At 32.7% G+C, this 13,064-nt stretch carries 14 protein-coding genes; 11 read left to right on the top strand and 3 right to left on the bottom strand.

The window, feature by feature from the left end; genetic code table 11:
• Positions 1-97 precede the first annotated feature (97 nt).
• The 8 genes from LF886_RS12815 to LF886_RS12780 all read left to right on the top strand — a co-directional run bounded on the left by LF886_RS12815 (position 98) and on the right by LF886_RS12780 (position 8,149).
• On the top strand, positions 98-613 hold the full coding sequence (locus LF886_RS12815) for a RidA family protein (protein ID WP_236849932.1): 516 nt from the start codon (positions 98-100) through the stop codon (positions 611-613).
• Positions 614-829: 216 nt separating this feature from the next.
• Complete coding sequence (locus tag LF886_RS12810; protein ID WP_236849931.1) at positions 830-1,216, top strand: methyltransferase domain-containing protein; 387 nt, start codon at positions 830-832, stop codon at positions 1,214-1,216.
• 1,324 nt (positions 1,217-2,540) lie between these two features.
• Positions 2,541-2,876 (top strand): MvdC/MvdD family ATP grasp protein, encoded by a 336-nt coding sequence (locus LF886_RS12805; protein ID WP_236849930.1) that lies wholly within the window; start codon positions 2,541-2,543, stop codon positions 2,874-2,876.
• Positions 2,819-3,505 (top strand): grasp-with-spasm system ATP-grasp peptide maturase, encoded by a 687-nt coding sequence (gene gwsG / locus LF886_RS12800; protein WP_317207672.1) that lies wholly within the window; start codon positions 2,819-2,821, stop codon positions 3,503-3,505. Before LF886_RS12805 ends, gwsG begins: the two co-directional genes overlap by 58 nt.
• Before the next feature lie 168 nt (positions 3,506-3,673).
• Entirely contained in the window at positions 3,674-4,672 is a 999-nt protein-coding gene (locus LF886_RS12795) for a hypothetical protein (RefSeq protein WP_236849929.1), read from the top strand.
• A gap of 35 nt (positions 4,673-4,707) precedes the next feature.
• Positions 4,708-5,514, top strand: coding sequence for a GLPGLI family protein (locus LF886_RS12790; protein WP_236849928.1), 807 nt, complete (start codon positions 4,708-4,710; stop codon positions 5,512-5,514).
• Positions 5,515-5,789: 275 nt separating this feature from the next.
• Entirely contained in the window at positions 5,790-7,190 is a 1,401-nt protein-coding gene (locus tag LF886_RS12785; protein WP_236854311.1) for a TonB-dependent receptor, read from the top strand.
• A gap of 23 nt (positions 7,191-7,213) precedes the next feature.
• Positions 7,214-8,149, top strand: coding sequence for a TonB-dependent receptor (locus LF886_RS12780; RefSeq protein WP_236849927.1), 936 nt, complete (start codon positions 7,214-7,216; stop codon positions 8,147-8,149).
• Positions 8,150-8,222: 73 nt separating this feature from the next.
• On the opposite strand, the gene LF886_RS12775 is transcribed toward LF886_RS12780, so the two are convergent.
• The 3 genes from LF886_RS12775 to LF886_RS12765 form a co-directional block, all read right to left on the bottom strand.
• Positions 8,223-8,630 carry a GNAT family N-acetyltransferase gene (locus tag LF886_RS12775; RefSeq protein WP_236849926.1) on the bottom strand — a complete coding sequence of 136 codons (408 nt, stop codon included), beginning with the start codon at positions 8,628-8,630 and terminating at the stop codon, positions 8,223-8,225.
• 24 nt (positions 8,631-8,654) lie between these two features.
• Positions 8,655-8,990 (bottom strand): antibiotic biosynthesis monooxygenase family protein, encoded by a 336-nt coding sequence (locus LF886_RS12770; RefSeq protein WP_236849925.1) that lies wholly within the window; start codon positions 8,988-8,990, stop codon positions 8,655-8,657.
• Between the two features lie 75 nt (positions 8,991-9,065).
• Positions 9,066-9,236 carry an antibiotic biosynthesis monooxygenase family protein gene (locus LF886_RS12765; RefSeq protein WP_236849924.1) on the bottom strand — a complete coding sequence of 57 codons (171 nt, stop codon included), beginning with the start codon at positions 9,234-9,236 and terminating at the stop codon, positions 9,066-9,068.
• Positions 9,237-9,352: 116 nt separating this feature from the next.
• Between LF886_RS12765 and LF886_RS12760 the strand changes: the two genes are divergently transcribed.
• The 3 genes from LF886_RS12760 to LF886_RS12750 all read left to right on the top strand — a co-directional run bounded on the left by LF886_RS12760 (position 9,353) and on the right by LF886_RS12750 (position 12,899).
• Positions 9,353-10,801, top strand: a complete 1,449-nt coding sequence (locus tag LF886_RS12760) for a PLP-dependent aminotransferase family protein (RefSeq protein WP_236849923.1) — start codon at positions 9,353-9,355, stop codon at positions 10,799-10,801.
• 266 nt (positions 10,802-11,067) lie between these two features.
• Positions 11,068-11,598 carry a T9SS type A sorting domain-containing protein gene (locus LF886_RS12755; protein WP_236849922.1) on the top strand — a complete coding sequence of 177 codons (531 nt, stop codon included), beginning with the start codon at positions 11,068-11,070 and terminating at the stop codon, positions 11,596-11,598.
• A 143-nt stretch (positions 11,599-11,741) separates the two neighbouring features.
• Complete coding sequence (locus LF886_RS12750; protein ID WP_236849921.1) at positions 11,742-12,899, top strand: hypothetical protein; 1,158 nt, start codon at positions 11,742-11,744, stop codon at positions 12,897-12,899.
• Positions 12,900-13,064: the final 165 nt, after the last annotated feature.

Raw genomic sequence — 13,064 nt, 5'->3', positions numbered from 1 at the left:
AATTTACTTTCCTTAAAAATAAATACTATCAACATATGTAAAGGTTTCTTACAATTTAGCAGTCTACTTTTGCTTTAATAATTTTAAGAGAAATACAATGAAATCTATAGTATTAAGTCTGCCGGCGCTCTGTATGAGTTTTCTGGCATTTTCACAAAATACAGTCAACAACACTCAGCAAACCAATATGAATACAATCCAATACAAAAATCCCAAAACTCTTTTTGATCCGACACCTTATGCTTTTTCTCACTCTGCAGCACCTGCTGAATGTGAAGGAAAATATGTATTCATATCCGGACAAAGCGGAGGTGAAGGCTTGAATCATCATCTGTCTAAAGATTTCAGAACCCAGGTTAAAATCTCACTGCAGAACTTAAAAACGGTACTGGCTGACTATGGATTAGAAGTGAAAGACGTACTGAAAATTACCATTCTGATTGTAGATCATAACCAGGAAAAACTTACAATATGGTCAGAAGAAATTCATAAAGTATGGAAGGGTCATCAATTTCCGGCAAGTACCTTAATTCCGGTTCCAAAATTAGCACTGGATAATATGTTGATAGAAGTAGATGCTGTAGCTTTTATGAAAAAAGACAAAACAGAATAAGCGCTTATATAAAATCTCGAAAGAGAGAGATCTGTAGTGTATATACCATAAGTTATTCTGAAAAATTCTTAGATCTCAAGGCTTTGTAATATTTTAGAGTAACTTTGCCTATTATAATTCTTTTTGAATTCTATACAATAGATTTCATGGGATTGTATGTTTTTTGATTCATACCAATGAATTTTCTACCAATGAAGAATATATATACCTTATCACATGATTTTTAATGATATCAAATTAAATATTGATGTTAAAGACAGTACCTTTAATGACCTATATCCCGTACACATCAAAGAACTGGCAGGCCAGCATTGGACTCCAATTGCCATAGCAAAAATGGCAGCTGAGTATCTTGCGGAGAAGCCTAATAGTAAAATACTGGATATTGGCTCTGGTGTCGGAAAATTTTGTCTGATTGGAGCGGCTTCTACAAAAGGAATGTTTTTTGGAGTAGAGCAAAGGGCATCTCTTACCAAAATATCAAAAAAAATTGCAGACAAACATAAAATTACTAATGTAGAATTTATACACTCCAATATCAATGAAATCTCTTTTTCCGACTACGATGCATTCTATTTTTTAATTCTTTTTACGAAAATATAGATACGTTATCTGTAATTGATAATACAGTAACTACGGACAAAGATTTATATTTTGCTTATTCAGAGTATGTAAAAGAACAGCTCGACAAAACACCTGCAGGCACACGTTTAGTAACGTATTGGAGCAAATGGGATGAAATTCCAAGTAGTTTTAATCTAATTGCAACAGACTGTAATGGATTATTAAACTTTTGGGAAAAATAGAACCTCCTCTATAATTAAAAAAGAAATAACCCCCATTTCTAAACATTTCTTCATTTAGCAAATTTCATTTTATTCAAAAAAATTTAATATTGAAACAAACCCGAAAGGTTTTAAATGTAAGAATCTACATTATTTAATTTTAACCATCTCACATTCCATTACTTCGTCAGAAAAATTCGAACTAAGTCTTAAGAAAACCTTTTCATTCACAACTTTAAGGGTTTTAGCTATTAATATATTATCAGGAGCACTTCCTTCATGGGATTTGCCATTTATAACTTTTCTGTTTCTTGATTTGTACTACAGTCATTAACCCAGCTGATGTTATATCGTGCTTTAAAACCCATTTTTGTTAGTCTCAATCTGGAATATACTGTTTCTTTCAATGACTGTAATTCCATATTCGCTATTATTTACCTGAAATTTTCCAATATATGCAGATTTACATTTAAAATTCTGAGCATTTATTACTAAAGAATAACAATAAAAATGGAAAAAATACTTTGTTTATGAAATTTTTTTATCCAGTTATTAGCTTTTACTAATAGAAAATTAATCTAAAAAACGAAGTATTTTCACATGATCGTATTTTGTGTTTAACCCTTATTATAACACACTTTTTGGTGTCTAAACATCCATTTTAAACTTTGATAAAAAAGATCACTTATTTTTGAATTATCCCGCAAAACCCTTGTGTAAAAGGATTTAACATAATAAAAAAGATCACACTTTATTAGAGTTAGTATATTTTTTTCTATACATTTGAAATCTAATCTTTAACATTTTAACCATGAAAAAAGAAAATCAAAATTCTAAAAATCCCTAGAATCCTTAAAAGGTAAAAAATTGGGTGATTTAAAAACTGTTTATGCAGGATTACAAAACCAAGCTGTTCTAGATGCTGAAATGGCAAAATGTATTACCCTTATTTATAATGGTGGTACAGCTGATGATTCATCTTGGGATCGTAAGTAGTAACAAGCTAAAAATGGTCACCTCAAATGTATTGAGGTGACTTTTTTTGTCTTTTTTTGTATTCCATAGGGAAGGGTCTTTTTCAAATGGGCCAATCTCAATCCAACTAATTTACTTCCCAAATAGTTTTTTCAAATTATTATAACATGATTTTAATTTTATCTACTCCCAATGATGATGATACGAATTGGGTAATGGAACATTTGTCTATTCTTGGCGAAAAGCATATAAGAATCAACGATTTAGATTTATTTAACGGAAAAACAAAAATGTATGTTGAATTACAGCCACATCCTAAACTGATTGTAGAGAATAATTTTTTTGGAAAAGTGGACATGTCAGAAGTCAAATGTGTTTGGTTTAGGAAATTCGGTTTCTTTAACAGGTATAAAGAAAATATAAAAACAGAAAAAAATATAGAACTATTAAATTATCTGGAATCAGAATATATATCAACATTAAATATTTTTTTGAATTTTTAAAAGATAAAAAATGGCTTAATCATTATCAAAAGCTAGAGTCAATGACTAAAATAGGAACTTTAATGGCGGCACATGAAATAGGCATTAAAATTCCTAAAACGTATATAACCAACAATTCAGATAATTTAAACTACGACCAGCCTTATATTACTAAATCGATCAATGAAGGATCAGTCATCGGTATTGATGATAAAGCTTTCTTTTTTTTCACCACTCAATTAAGCGAGAAAAAAATCAAAAGCTATAAAAATTTCTTTCCAAGTTTATTTCAGGAAATGATAAACAAAGAATATGAGCTTAGGATTTTCCACCTGAACGGGAAGAATTACAGTATGGCTATCTTTTCTCAAAATGATGCTCAAACAAAAACAGATTACAGACAAGTCAACTACGAGAGTCCTAACAGATATGTGTCTTATAGTCTTCCAGATCCTGTAGATAAAAAAATATCTGCTTTGATGAAAAAAATAGGATTGAATACAGGTTCTGTAGACATGATAAAAGCCGATGACGGCGAGTATTATTTTTTGGAAGTGAATCCTTCCGGTCAGTTTAGAATGACTTCATTACCTTGTAATTATAATCTTCATTATGAAGTCGCTCATTGTCTCAAAACTATGAATACATGAAAAAAAGTTTAATAAAAGAATTAAAACATAAAAAGGAATTCTTTCCTGTTGTTTTTTCAAATATCTTTCCTTTTCCCAATACCAGAAAGGCAAGAAGAAATAATCTGAGTAGACAAATCACGACATCTATTCATCAATCAGAAATACACTGTTTAAGAATATACAAAGATGGGATCAATTTATATACAGAACAATAAAGACAAATATATTCACTTCTTTTCCTGTTGTATATTGGTAAGGGGTTTTGAGAGAAGTACTATATATGATATCCAAAGAGAAACTATAGAATTCATACCCAATACCTTGATAGATTTTGTAGAAGATATCAGAGGAAGAAAAGTAAGTGATGTTTTGGAAGAATATCAAGGACATAAAACGGCAAAAGAATATTTGACTTTTTTAGAAAAAAAAGAATTTATTTTTTATTCCAGCAACTCATCTTTTCCCGATTTATCTGATATAAGCAACAATGAAGATACATCCGAGATCCTTTTTACAACGGTTATATTATCACAACATATTTATGATAATATAGATGTATTTTCGAAAAACATTCAACAATTAGGGATTAAAAGGCTGCATCTCCATATTGATAATGATAATTGTATGGAACAATTAATGACAGTATTATCATCCCTGGAATATTCGCGGGTATCTAATATATCATTGTCTTTTCCGTACCAAAAGATAAATAAGAAAGTGTATGAAAATAAAAGGATCACCTCTATTACCCTATTTAATTCTCCCAAAAAACGATCTCTAAAAAATAATGATATTATTAAAAATTATATCACCTGTGATGATTCTAAATTATTTTTAACACGGTTCAATCTGTACGATATCGCCATAGGTATTAATGCCTACAATGTGGCAAAAAATTACAATTTAGCATTGTTTAAGACTATTTTTATTGATGAAAAAGGAAATATAAAATACAATTTTTCAGATAAAAACAGCTACGGAAATATTTTGGATGATTTTGAAAAAATAAGAACAGACACTGTGAAAAAATTATCAAAATTATGGAGTATTAAAAGAGAGGAGATTGAGCCATGCAATGTTTGTGAATTCAGGTATTGCTGTACAACAACTTATATTCCGGTGAAAGGTAAAACCGGATATACAGTGGATTGCAATTATAATCCCTACACCACAGAATTTAATTAAAAGATCAAAAATTAAATAATAAATCTCTATTTATTATGCATTATAAAGTTTTAAAAAGTTTAGTACTCATCTTTTTGTCTTCTAGTTTTTATGCCCAAAATTTCCGGATTGATTATCAGCTTACTTATAAAGAAGATTCCTTAAGTTCCGAGACAACCCATAAAAATATGATCCTTTTTGTTCAGGGAGGTAAATCTAAATTTTTGGCTGAAAAACAATACCAGGTGGATTCACTTCGAAGTACAGGATCTAAAGAACCTGCTATAGGAGATAATAGTTTTTCAGTGATTAATTATGAGGAAAATTTAAGTTTTAAATATTATTTTTTTATTAGTGATGTATACAAAATAAAAGAATTGGTAAAACTAAATTGGGAATTAAAATCCGAAACAAAAAAAATAGGTACTTACTTATGTAGAAAAGCTATTTTAAAATACAAAGGAAGAACTTGGGAGGCGTGGTACACTCAGGATGTGCCCATTCAGGCAGGGCCATATATATTCAGAAATTTACCCGGATTAATTGTCCAGATGGAAGATTCTACTGGTTCTTATAAGTTTAACCTATATTCAATAAAGAAAAGATCTGATATTTTAGATTTTGAGAATATGTATAAAGAAGCCCTTACTATCCCACAAAAGCAGTTACAGAAGGTATTTTTAGATTATTACAATGATCCTTTAAGAGAAATGAAATCACAAAATGTGCAAGCAAAATTTATAGATGAAAAAGGTAAAGAGGTAAAGCCTGATTTCAGAGAAATGACAAAAACAATCCAGTCTCGTTTGAAACAATACAACAACCCAATAGAGGTGTCGGAGGCTATAAAATATCCGAAATAATGTAAGTTTAAAAACTTTACAAACCAGACGACAAAGATTGATATACATAAGCATTGGTTTAAAAAACCGCTCTAGAAAGAGCGGTTTTTTATGCTTTTACAGAAAACATAGAGTCTGAGAATTAAAAATAAATCACTGTAATTCAATACATTAAATTGAATTACACGGTTTCCAAATCAAACCAATAAAGCAACATTGTTGCATTAATAGATTTAATTATCTAGCTTTGCCGGATCATTAAAGTATATGCACATGAAAAAGACCGTTTATTTTTGATGGGAAGCACGCTGATGTATTCCTCATCCATTCTGAAGGCGCAGAAACTCACTCCTGAAAAAAAAACCGTAAAAGACATAGAATCTATCCAGATACAGGGGAAAACCAATTACAGTTCTGTAAACATTTCAAGAAAAAAGCTGGATTTTATTCAATCCAATACATTAGGAGAAACATTGAGTAAAATTCCCGGGATACAAAATTCGGGATATGGTCCCAATTCCGGAGCTCCTGTTATCCGAAGTCTGAGTGGAAACCGGGTAAAAATACTGGAAAATGGAACGGCAGTGAATGATCTTTCCGGGATAAGCCCCGATTTTAATACGGATATAGAGATGAACAATGTTCAGAGCATTACTGTTTACAAGAATTCTGCATCAGTTTTATATGGAGGAAAGGCTATTGGAGGCGCTATTGATATTGAAACTGATTATATCGCCAGACAACTACCGGATAAAAAGCTAAATGTAAGAGGACTTCTTGAAGGGGGAAGCAACAGTGGACAGAAACAAGCATTTTCAGCCCGGGGAATTATTGCTAAAAACTGGGTATGGGCCGTAGGAGGAAGCAATCATAAGCAGGATAGGGTCACAATTCCTGGAAAATCTAAAGACGATAGATGTTATGATCCTGCATTGGTAGGCTTCAACAGTATTTTGCAGTCACTATGTCAGGTAGATGTGGATTCAAGACGTGTGTTGAACAAAAGTCTTTTCCCATTCATCAGTCAGTTTGCTAAAGATCATATGATAGATTATGAACTGTCAGAAGATGATCTTTATACCTTCAGTTCTACCTATTATAATCCTGCTGACGGTAAAAATTATCCCAATCCAAAGAATGATTTGTACGTTCCCGGCCAGGATCCTTCGAAAGACCGTTATAAAAGTGAAGTAAACGGAATCAGGGATTATGTAGAGACAAAAGACGGAGTAATCCCCAACAGTCATTCGGAAAGCAATTCATTTTATATCGGAACCAGCTATATAGGGAAATCATTTTATGCAGGAGGGGCGTATCAAAACTCTTATTCCTATTTTGGAGTCCCAGGGTATGCAATACCCAAAATACCCACACATACTCATGGAAAGCCACAGCAAGAAATAGAGTATCTTCCCATCAATATAAGAAGTTTATCCCATAAAGCAATGTTTGAAACAGGTTACAGATTTACCCATTCCCCAATTTCCAGTATCAAGCTAAATTATATGGGAGTATTTTCAAAAAACGCAGAACTTCTTGACCGCTTCAGAGCCAATCAGTTTGCTGTAAACCAACACAATGGACGTTTGGAAATTGCACAGCAGAAATTAAAATTCCTGACCGGAACCACAGGTCTTGAAGTGCAATACAGAGATATGGAAGGAAGTGGGGGCAGAGATACTTACCCAACAATATAAGCCGTGAAATCGGAATCTTTACGATGCAACACCTTGACTTTAATATCATTCAACTGGATCTTGGCTATAGAAACGATCATGTACAACGCAGGGCAGAAGCAGATAATAAATATGTCAGAAGTCGCGGACTTTCCGGTGGAAAACTCAGTGACAGAGATTTTACTCTTCATCAATTCCATAGTGCTGCTCAATGGAATATCTTCAAAAAAGGCTATCTGAAAGTACAATATAATCATTCCGAAAGAGCACCGGAAGTGAACGAACTGTACTCAGGAAATAATCATTTTGCTATTCTCACGGAAGAAAATGGTGATGACAGGCTGGATAAGGAAACCGCAAATACAGTTGAAATAGGAGGGGGCTTAAACCTAAAAAACCTCAGAGTATCTGCCAACTGGTACCATACGTCTTATAAAAATTACATTTATCTTGCCCACACAGGACTTTCCAGGGAAGTTTTCCTTGTCAAAGAATGGCGTTCTGATGATACAGAAATCAACGGAATGGAAGCAGAAGCCGCTTATAAAGCAGATCTGGGGAAAATAGGGAAGTGGGAGATAGGTGGATATTATGATCTGGTGAGAAATATAAGTGTAGCCGACAGCTCGATAAGAAAATGGAGCGATGGTGATTATATGCCCAATATGCCTACAAGCCGTTTTGGATTCAATCTGGAAGGCAATATACAGAACTTCAGCCTGAATCTAAGTTTAGATCATTATTTAAAGCAAAAATATTTAGGGAAAAATATTAATCCTGAGCTTCCTATGCCGGCATTTTCATTACTGAATGTCCGTTTAGCTTACAAAGACAGCAGTTTAGGCATCGGTGATCTGGAATATTATATCATAGGAAATAATCTGTTGAATTCTGAGGCAAGGCTTCAGAACTCTCAGTTGAAATTTCTAAGTCCGCTTCCTGGAATTAATATTTCAGCAGGGGTAAAAATCACCATATAAACCCAATTATTATACCTGAAAGAAGACATGTATTTTATACACATGTCTTCTTATTATTATGAATGGTATTTCATTATTTCAAATCTTCTATATTGTTTATTAGATAACATTGTTCCCATTGTTTCATACCTATTTTAGGATAGTAACCCTCAGCTTTTGGTGCTGCTAATAGAATCAGTGTAGCTTTTGGAGTATGCTCTTTTGTCAATCGGATCAATTCTTTTCCAATTCCTTTCTTTTGGTAATTCTCATCAACTGCCAAATCTGAAAGATAAGTGCAAAATGCAAAATCAGTTAATGATCTAGATACTCCGATCAATTTTCCATTATCACGTGCTGTTGCGATAAGATTTGCATGCTGCAGCATTCCCATTATTCTTTCCGGTTCGTTTATCGGACGTCTTTCTCCTAATGTAGAATTTATCAGGACCTGTGTAAATTCTTCTATTCCAATTTTTTCTTCAATTTGATAGGTAATCATTTTTTATCTTTTTTAATTATTATTTTAAAAAATACGGTCTGAGGGAGCTTCCTGTCTTTCAGACATCCCGTAATTTCGTATTACTGAAGCTACCCGTAATCTGTAATCTTCAAACACAGAGTTTCGTCCTGCCTGCTGTGCATTCCTGTGCGTAGTTCTGTTGCGCCATTCTTTTATACTTTCTTCATTTTCCCAAAAAGAGAGGGAGAGGATCTTTTTAGGATCCACAAGACTTTGAAATCGTTCGATGGAAATAAACCCGGGAATCTCTTCCAACTCTGATCTTAGGGTCTTTGCTATATCTAAATATTCATCCTTTTTCCCTTCTTTAGGGACTACTTCAAATATTACGGTTATCATACTTTTACTTTCAATTAAAAATTTATTTCTCAAAAACTATTTTGATTTACAGGACAAAATTATATTTAATTTGGACTACATTTGTACTCCAGATTGAACATATAAAGTAGTCCAAAGACTTTGAAATCGTTCGATGGAAATAAACCCGGGAATCTCTTCCAACTCTGATCTTAGGGTCTTTGCTATATCTAAATATTCATCCTTTTTCCCTTCTTTAGGGACTACTTCAAATATTACGGTTATCATACTTTTACTTTCAATTAAAAATTTATTTCTCAAAAACTATTTTGATTTACAGGACAAAATTATATTTAATTTGGACTACATTTGTACTCCAGATTGAACATATAAAGTAGTCCAGAATGTTTCCGTTTGAACATATCATCAGTATCGACAAAGAAAAAAAGCTTCCTGTCTACAGACAGATCGCAATATCTATTATTAATGCTATACAAAATGGAAATTTACCCACTGGAATGCCTCTTCCCAGTACCAGAGAGCTCGCAAAAATTCTGGGTGTACACCGCAAAACTATAACAGCGGCCTATGAGGAGCTCAATGCTCAGGATTGGATATCAATTATTCCCCGGAAACAAGTCAGGGTATCTGAAAATATTCCCAATCTAAAACCACAAAAATGGAACGCTCATGATTCATCTGTATCGTATGAAAATAATTTCAACCTTCCACTTCATACATCCAAGAAAGATCCGTCTCAGCAGGAACTCATTGCGGCTCCTGAAATTTTTATTGATGATGGACATCCTGATATTCGACTTTCTCCTATAGATGAATTGTTGAAAATTTACCGCAGCTATACCTCGAAAAGTTTTACAATTAAAAATGCAGCGGTCGGGATAACTCAAGGGACACTAAAATTAAGAGAAGAGCTGTCCAGATACTTATCTGTGACAAGAGGATTGAATATTTCTGCTGATAATGTATTGATTACCCATGGTGCACAAATGAGTATTTATTTATCAGCTCAATTGCTTTTACAGGAAGGAGACACTATTATTTTAGGAAAACCAGGATATCCTATTGCCAACAGCGCATTTGAAAAGACAAAAGCCTCTGTTGTGGAAATTCCTGTAGATGAAAACGGATTAGACATCAATGCTCTCGAAAATATATGTAAAAGGAAAAAGGTAGCAGCCTTATATATCATTCCTCATCATCACTATCCTACAACGGTAACATTGAGCGTGGAAAGAAGGATGAAGGTATTGGAGCTTTCAAACCGGTATTCGTTTGCAGTCATTGAGGATGATTACGATTATGATTATCATTATTCCTCCTCTCCTTATTTACCTTTGGCAAGTGGAGCCCATAAAGGAAACATCATCTATATTGGTTCCTTTTCAAAAATAATAGGTTCTTCCATTCGTACTGGCTTTATGGTGGCTCCTAAAAATTTTATCCAGGAGGCTCTCACCTTACGAAAAGTGATTGATATTGGTGGTGACGGATATATGCAAAATGCTCTGGCTGAACTGATTAAAAATGGAGATTTAGGAAGGCACCTGAAGAAAACAAAAAAATGTTACCATCAACGGAGAGATTATCTGAATAAACTTTTGCATCATCATCTAAGACCTTACGCATCTTTTTCTTTACCAGATGGTGGTCTTTCAGTCTGGATCCAATTAAAACATCCATACAATATTAATACATTGAAAATGAGTTCACAATTACAAATCAAACGAATCTGTGAAAAAGAAAATGCTTTTCGATTTGGCTTTGCTTCAATGAATGAGAAAGAGCTGGAAGAAGCTATTTTATTATTAAAGAAAATTCTCACCACAGAATAGAGAAGATCCTATAAAAGAAAAATAGCATTTGGTCGATTTTATACAAAGGTTCTTAAATAGTACAATACCATCTCGGGTGGTTTTTACCAAGCTTATTTATATAAAAATTAATCCAAAAAAAACTTAAAAAAAAGAGGTAATTTGTTTTAATACGACAAGTTCTGTCGCTGTGCGTCTCTATCTTTATAGTAGAAATAAGATAAAGAATCCCGGGAAATTTATTGTCTTAGTAAATCAAATTTTAACCTTAAAACTCTTTTTAAAGTATGTACAAAAAACAATTAATAATCATTTTTTTCTTTTTATTTTTCATTTCCTATGCGCAGACTGAATTTATTACTTTGTGGAAGCCCAATGTAAATGGCACCATTGATAATTCAATAACTTTTGGTGGCACCGGAACAAGCTACACCATTAGCTGGGAAGAAGTAGGCTATCCTCAGCATAGCGGACTTATGAATTCTGTAACCTCTAACAGCAGCAGCCCGATTACGATTTCTTTTGGGACATCTTTAAATACAAATCCTCTCCAGGCCACCTATAAATTGAAAGTATCCAACGGCAGTGGATTATTTTATGGATTTAGAGCCAGCCCAGCTTATCCAAATCCAACAACAGGAGTGATAACTGTAGAGTCTACTGAAAACGAAAATGTTTATGTATACGATATCACCGGTAAAATCATTAAAAATATGACTTTAAATAAAGGAAAAAACAGTATTGATCTTACTGGCTATCCATCAGGGAATTATCTATTAAAAGGAAATCATATTTTCACTAAAATAATCAAGAAATAACAGATCAGCTGAAAGGCTGCTTTTAAAATCAGCTCCAAAGTCTACGGATTTTGGAGCTTTTTATGGGTAAAATTGAAAAAATAGTAGCATCATTACAAATTTTATCAGCACAATCCATAAATTTGAGTCCTAACTAATATGCCATGATAAGAAAGTATTTACTATTTCTTTTAATTTTCACTTCCGCAGCGTCTTCACTGCTTGCCCAGAACTACGAAAGATATAAAATACTAAAAGACACCATAATAAAGTCAACAAGTCTGGGATTTGAGAAAAAAATTTCTGTAATGGTTCCCATAGAATGGCAAAAGAAGTCTAAGAACAAATTCCCATTAATTATTGTATTTGATAAGCAAAATAAAAGAAGTAATAATTATATTCTCAATACAATTGACTATTTAACGAGTAATGAACAAATTCCTTCCTCTATCATAATAAGTGTTCAATCAGAACAAAGATATCGTTATCTTGAAACACAGTACAAAATTTCTGATCCAAACGGACTTGCCCTTGAGAATGAAAAATTTATTTTTGGACAACTGATCCCACTAGCTGAAAGAGATTACAAAGCCTCTGCTTTTAGGTTATTAATTGGTCATTCGAGATATGGATATTTCACAACATCTCTATTTAATTCAAGAATAGCTGATTTGAATGGAATTATTTCTATGAGCCCGTTTTTTACTCAGGAAAATGTTGACTTAACAGATTCAATAAGTCAATTAAATAGGCGTTCATTTCCTATAAAAAAGTATTATCGCTATGGAATTGGAAACGATTATCCTGAAGATTTCGTTAAGATGGATTCAGTCATTAAGAATATTCACAATCCATTTTTAGATATGAAAGGGTATAGGTTTAAAAATGCAGATCATAATGCAACGCCGGGTTTACTTATTAACACAGCTCTTTATGAAATATTTGAAGATTGGTCTGCTATTCAGTCAAAGTATATTTCAAATAAACAAACAGACTTAAGTATTAAATCATCATTAGATAAAGAAATACAGTCCAATTACGGCGTAAAACTCAATTTTTCACTGGGTATTTTAAATGGAAAAGGTTGGTACTTTTATAATGAAAAACAATATGACAAAGCCATTCAAGCTTGGAAAATCTTGACAGATTCTTATCCAAACTTTTCAGAGGCTTATTTAAATATTATAAAGGCTAAGATCCAATTAAAACAAGATTACTCTGAAACGTTCAAAGAATTCATCAACTCATTAGCAACTTCTGAATTTTATAAGGAAAAGGATAAGAAGGATTTAGAAATTGAATTGCGTGAAATAGTTAAATAGAAGTCAGCTAGCAAAGCACCAGGAAAACTGAAGTACTGGACTTGAGTGATAATTGCCTATTGAACTTACCCTAAAAACGTTGATTATACATCTCATTAAAATTATAATAGATAGAGGCTAGCCAAATGAGAATGACACTTTTGGAAAAATGAATACAATATTCAA

This window comes from Chryseobacterium sp. MEBOG07, assembly GCF_021869745.1.
GTDB classification, from domain to species: Bacteria; Bacteroidota; Bacteroidia; order Flavobacteriales; family Weeksellaceae; genus Chryseobacterium; species Chryseobacterium viscerum.
This window is presented reverse-complemented; position numbering and strand designations above follow the sequence as displayed.

Bases quoted from the DNA above. Each gene is read 5' to 3' on its own strand.
- LF886_RS12810 (WP_236849931.1), top strand. From the start codon at position 830: ATGATTTTTAATGATATCAAATTAAATATTGATGTTAAAGACAGTACC.
- LF886_RS12815 (WP_236849932.1), top strand. From the start codon at position 98: ATGAAATCTATAGTATTAAGTCTGCCGGCGCTCTGTATGAGTTTTCTG.
- LF886_RS12795 (WP_236849929.1), top strand. From the start codon at position 3,674: ATGGGATCAATTTATATACAGAACAATAAAGACAAATATATTCACTTC.
- LF886_RS12765 (WP_236849924.1), bottom strand. From the start codon at position 9,236: ATGATAACCGTAATATTTGAAGTAGTCCCTAAAGAAGGGAAAAAGGAT.
- LF886_RS12755 (WP_236849922.1), top strand. From the start codon at position 11,068: ATGTACAAAAAACAATTAATAATCATTTTTTTCTTTTTATTTTTCATT.
- LF886_RS12760 (WP_236849923.1), top strand. From the start codon at position 9,353: ATGTTTCCGTTTGAACATATCATCAGTATCGACAAAGAAAAAAAGCTT.
- LF886_RS12785 (WP_236854311.1), top strand. From the start codon at position 5,790: ATGGGAAGCACGCTGATGTATTCCTCATCCATTCTGAAGGCGCAGAAA.
- LF886_RS12770 (WP_236849925.1), bottom strand. From the start codon at position 8,990: ATGATAACCGTAATATTTGAAGTAGTCCCTAAAGAAGGGAAAAAGGAT.
- LF886_RS12775 (WP_236849926.1), bottom strand. From the start codon at position 8,630: ATGATTACCTATCAAATTGAAGAAAAAATTGGAATAGAAGAATTTACA.
- LF886_RS12780 (WP_236849927.1), top strand. From the start codon at position 7,214: ATGCAACACCTTGACTTTAATATCATTCAACTGGATCTTGGCTATAGA.
- LF886_RS12805 (WP_236849930.1), top strand. From the start codon at position 2,541: ATGATTTTAATTTTATCTACTCCCAATGATGATGATACGAATTGGGTA.
- LF886_RS12790 (WP_236849928.1), top strand. From the start codon at position 4,708: ATGCATTATAAAGTTTTAAAAAGTTTAGTACTCATCTTTTTGTCTTCT.
- LF886_RS12750 (WP_236849921.1), top strand. From the start codon at position 11,742: ATGATAAGAAAGTATTTACTATTTCTTTTAATTTTCACTTCCGCAGCG.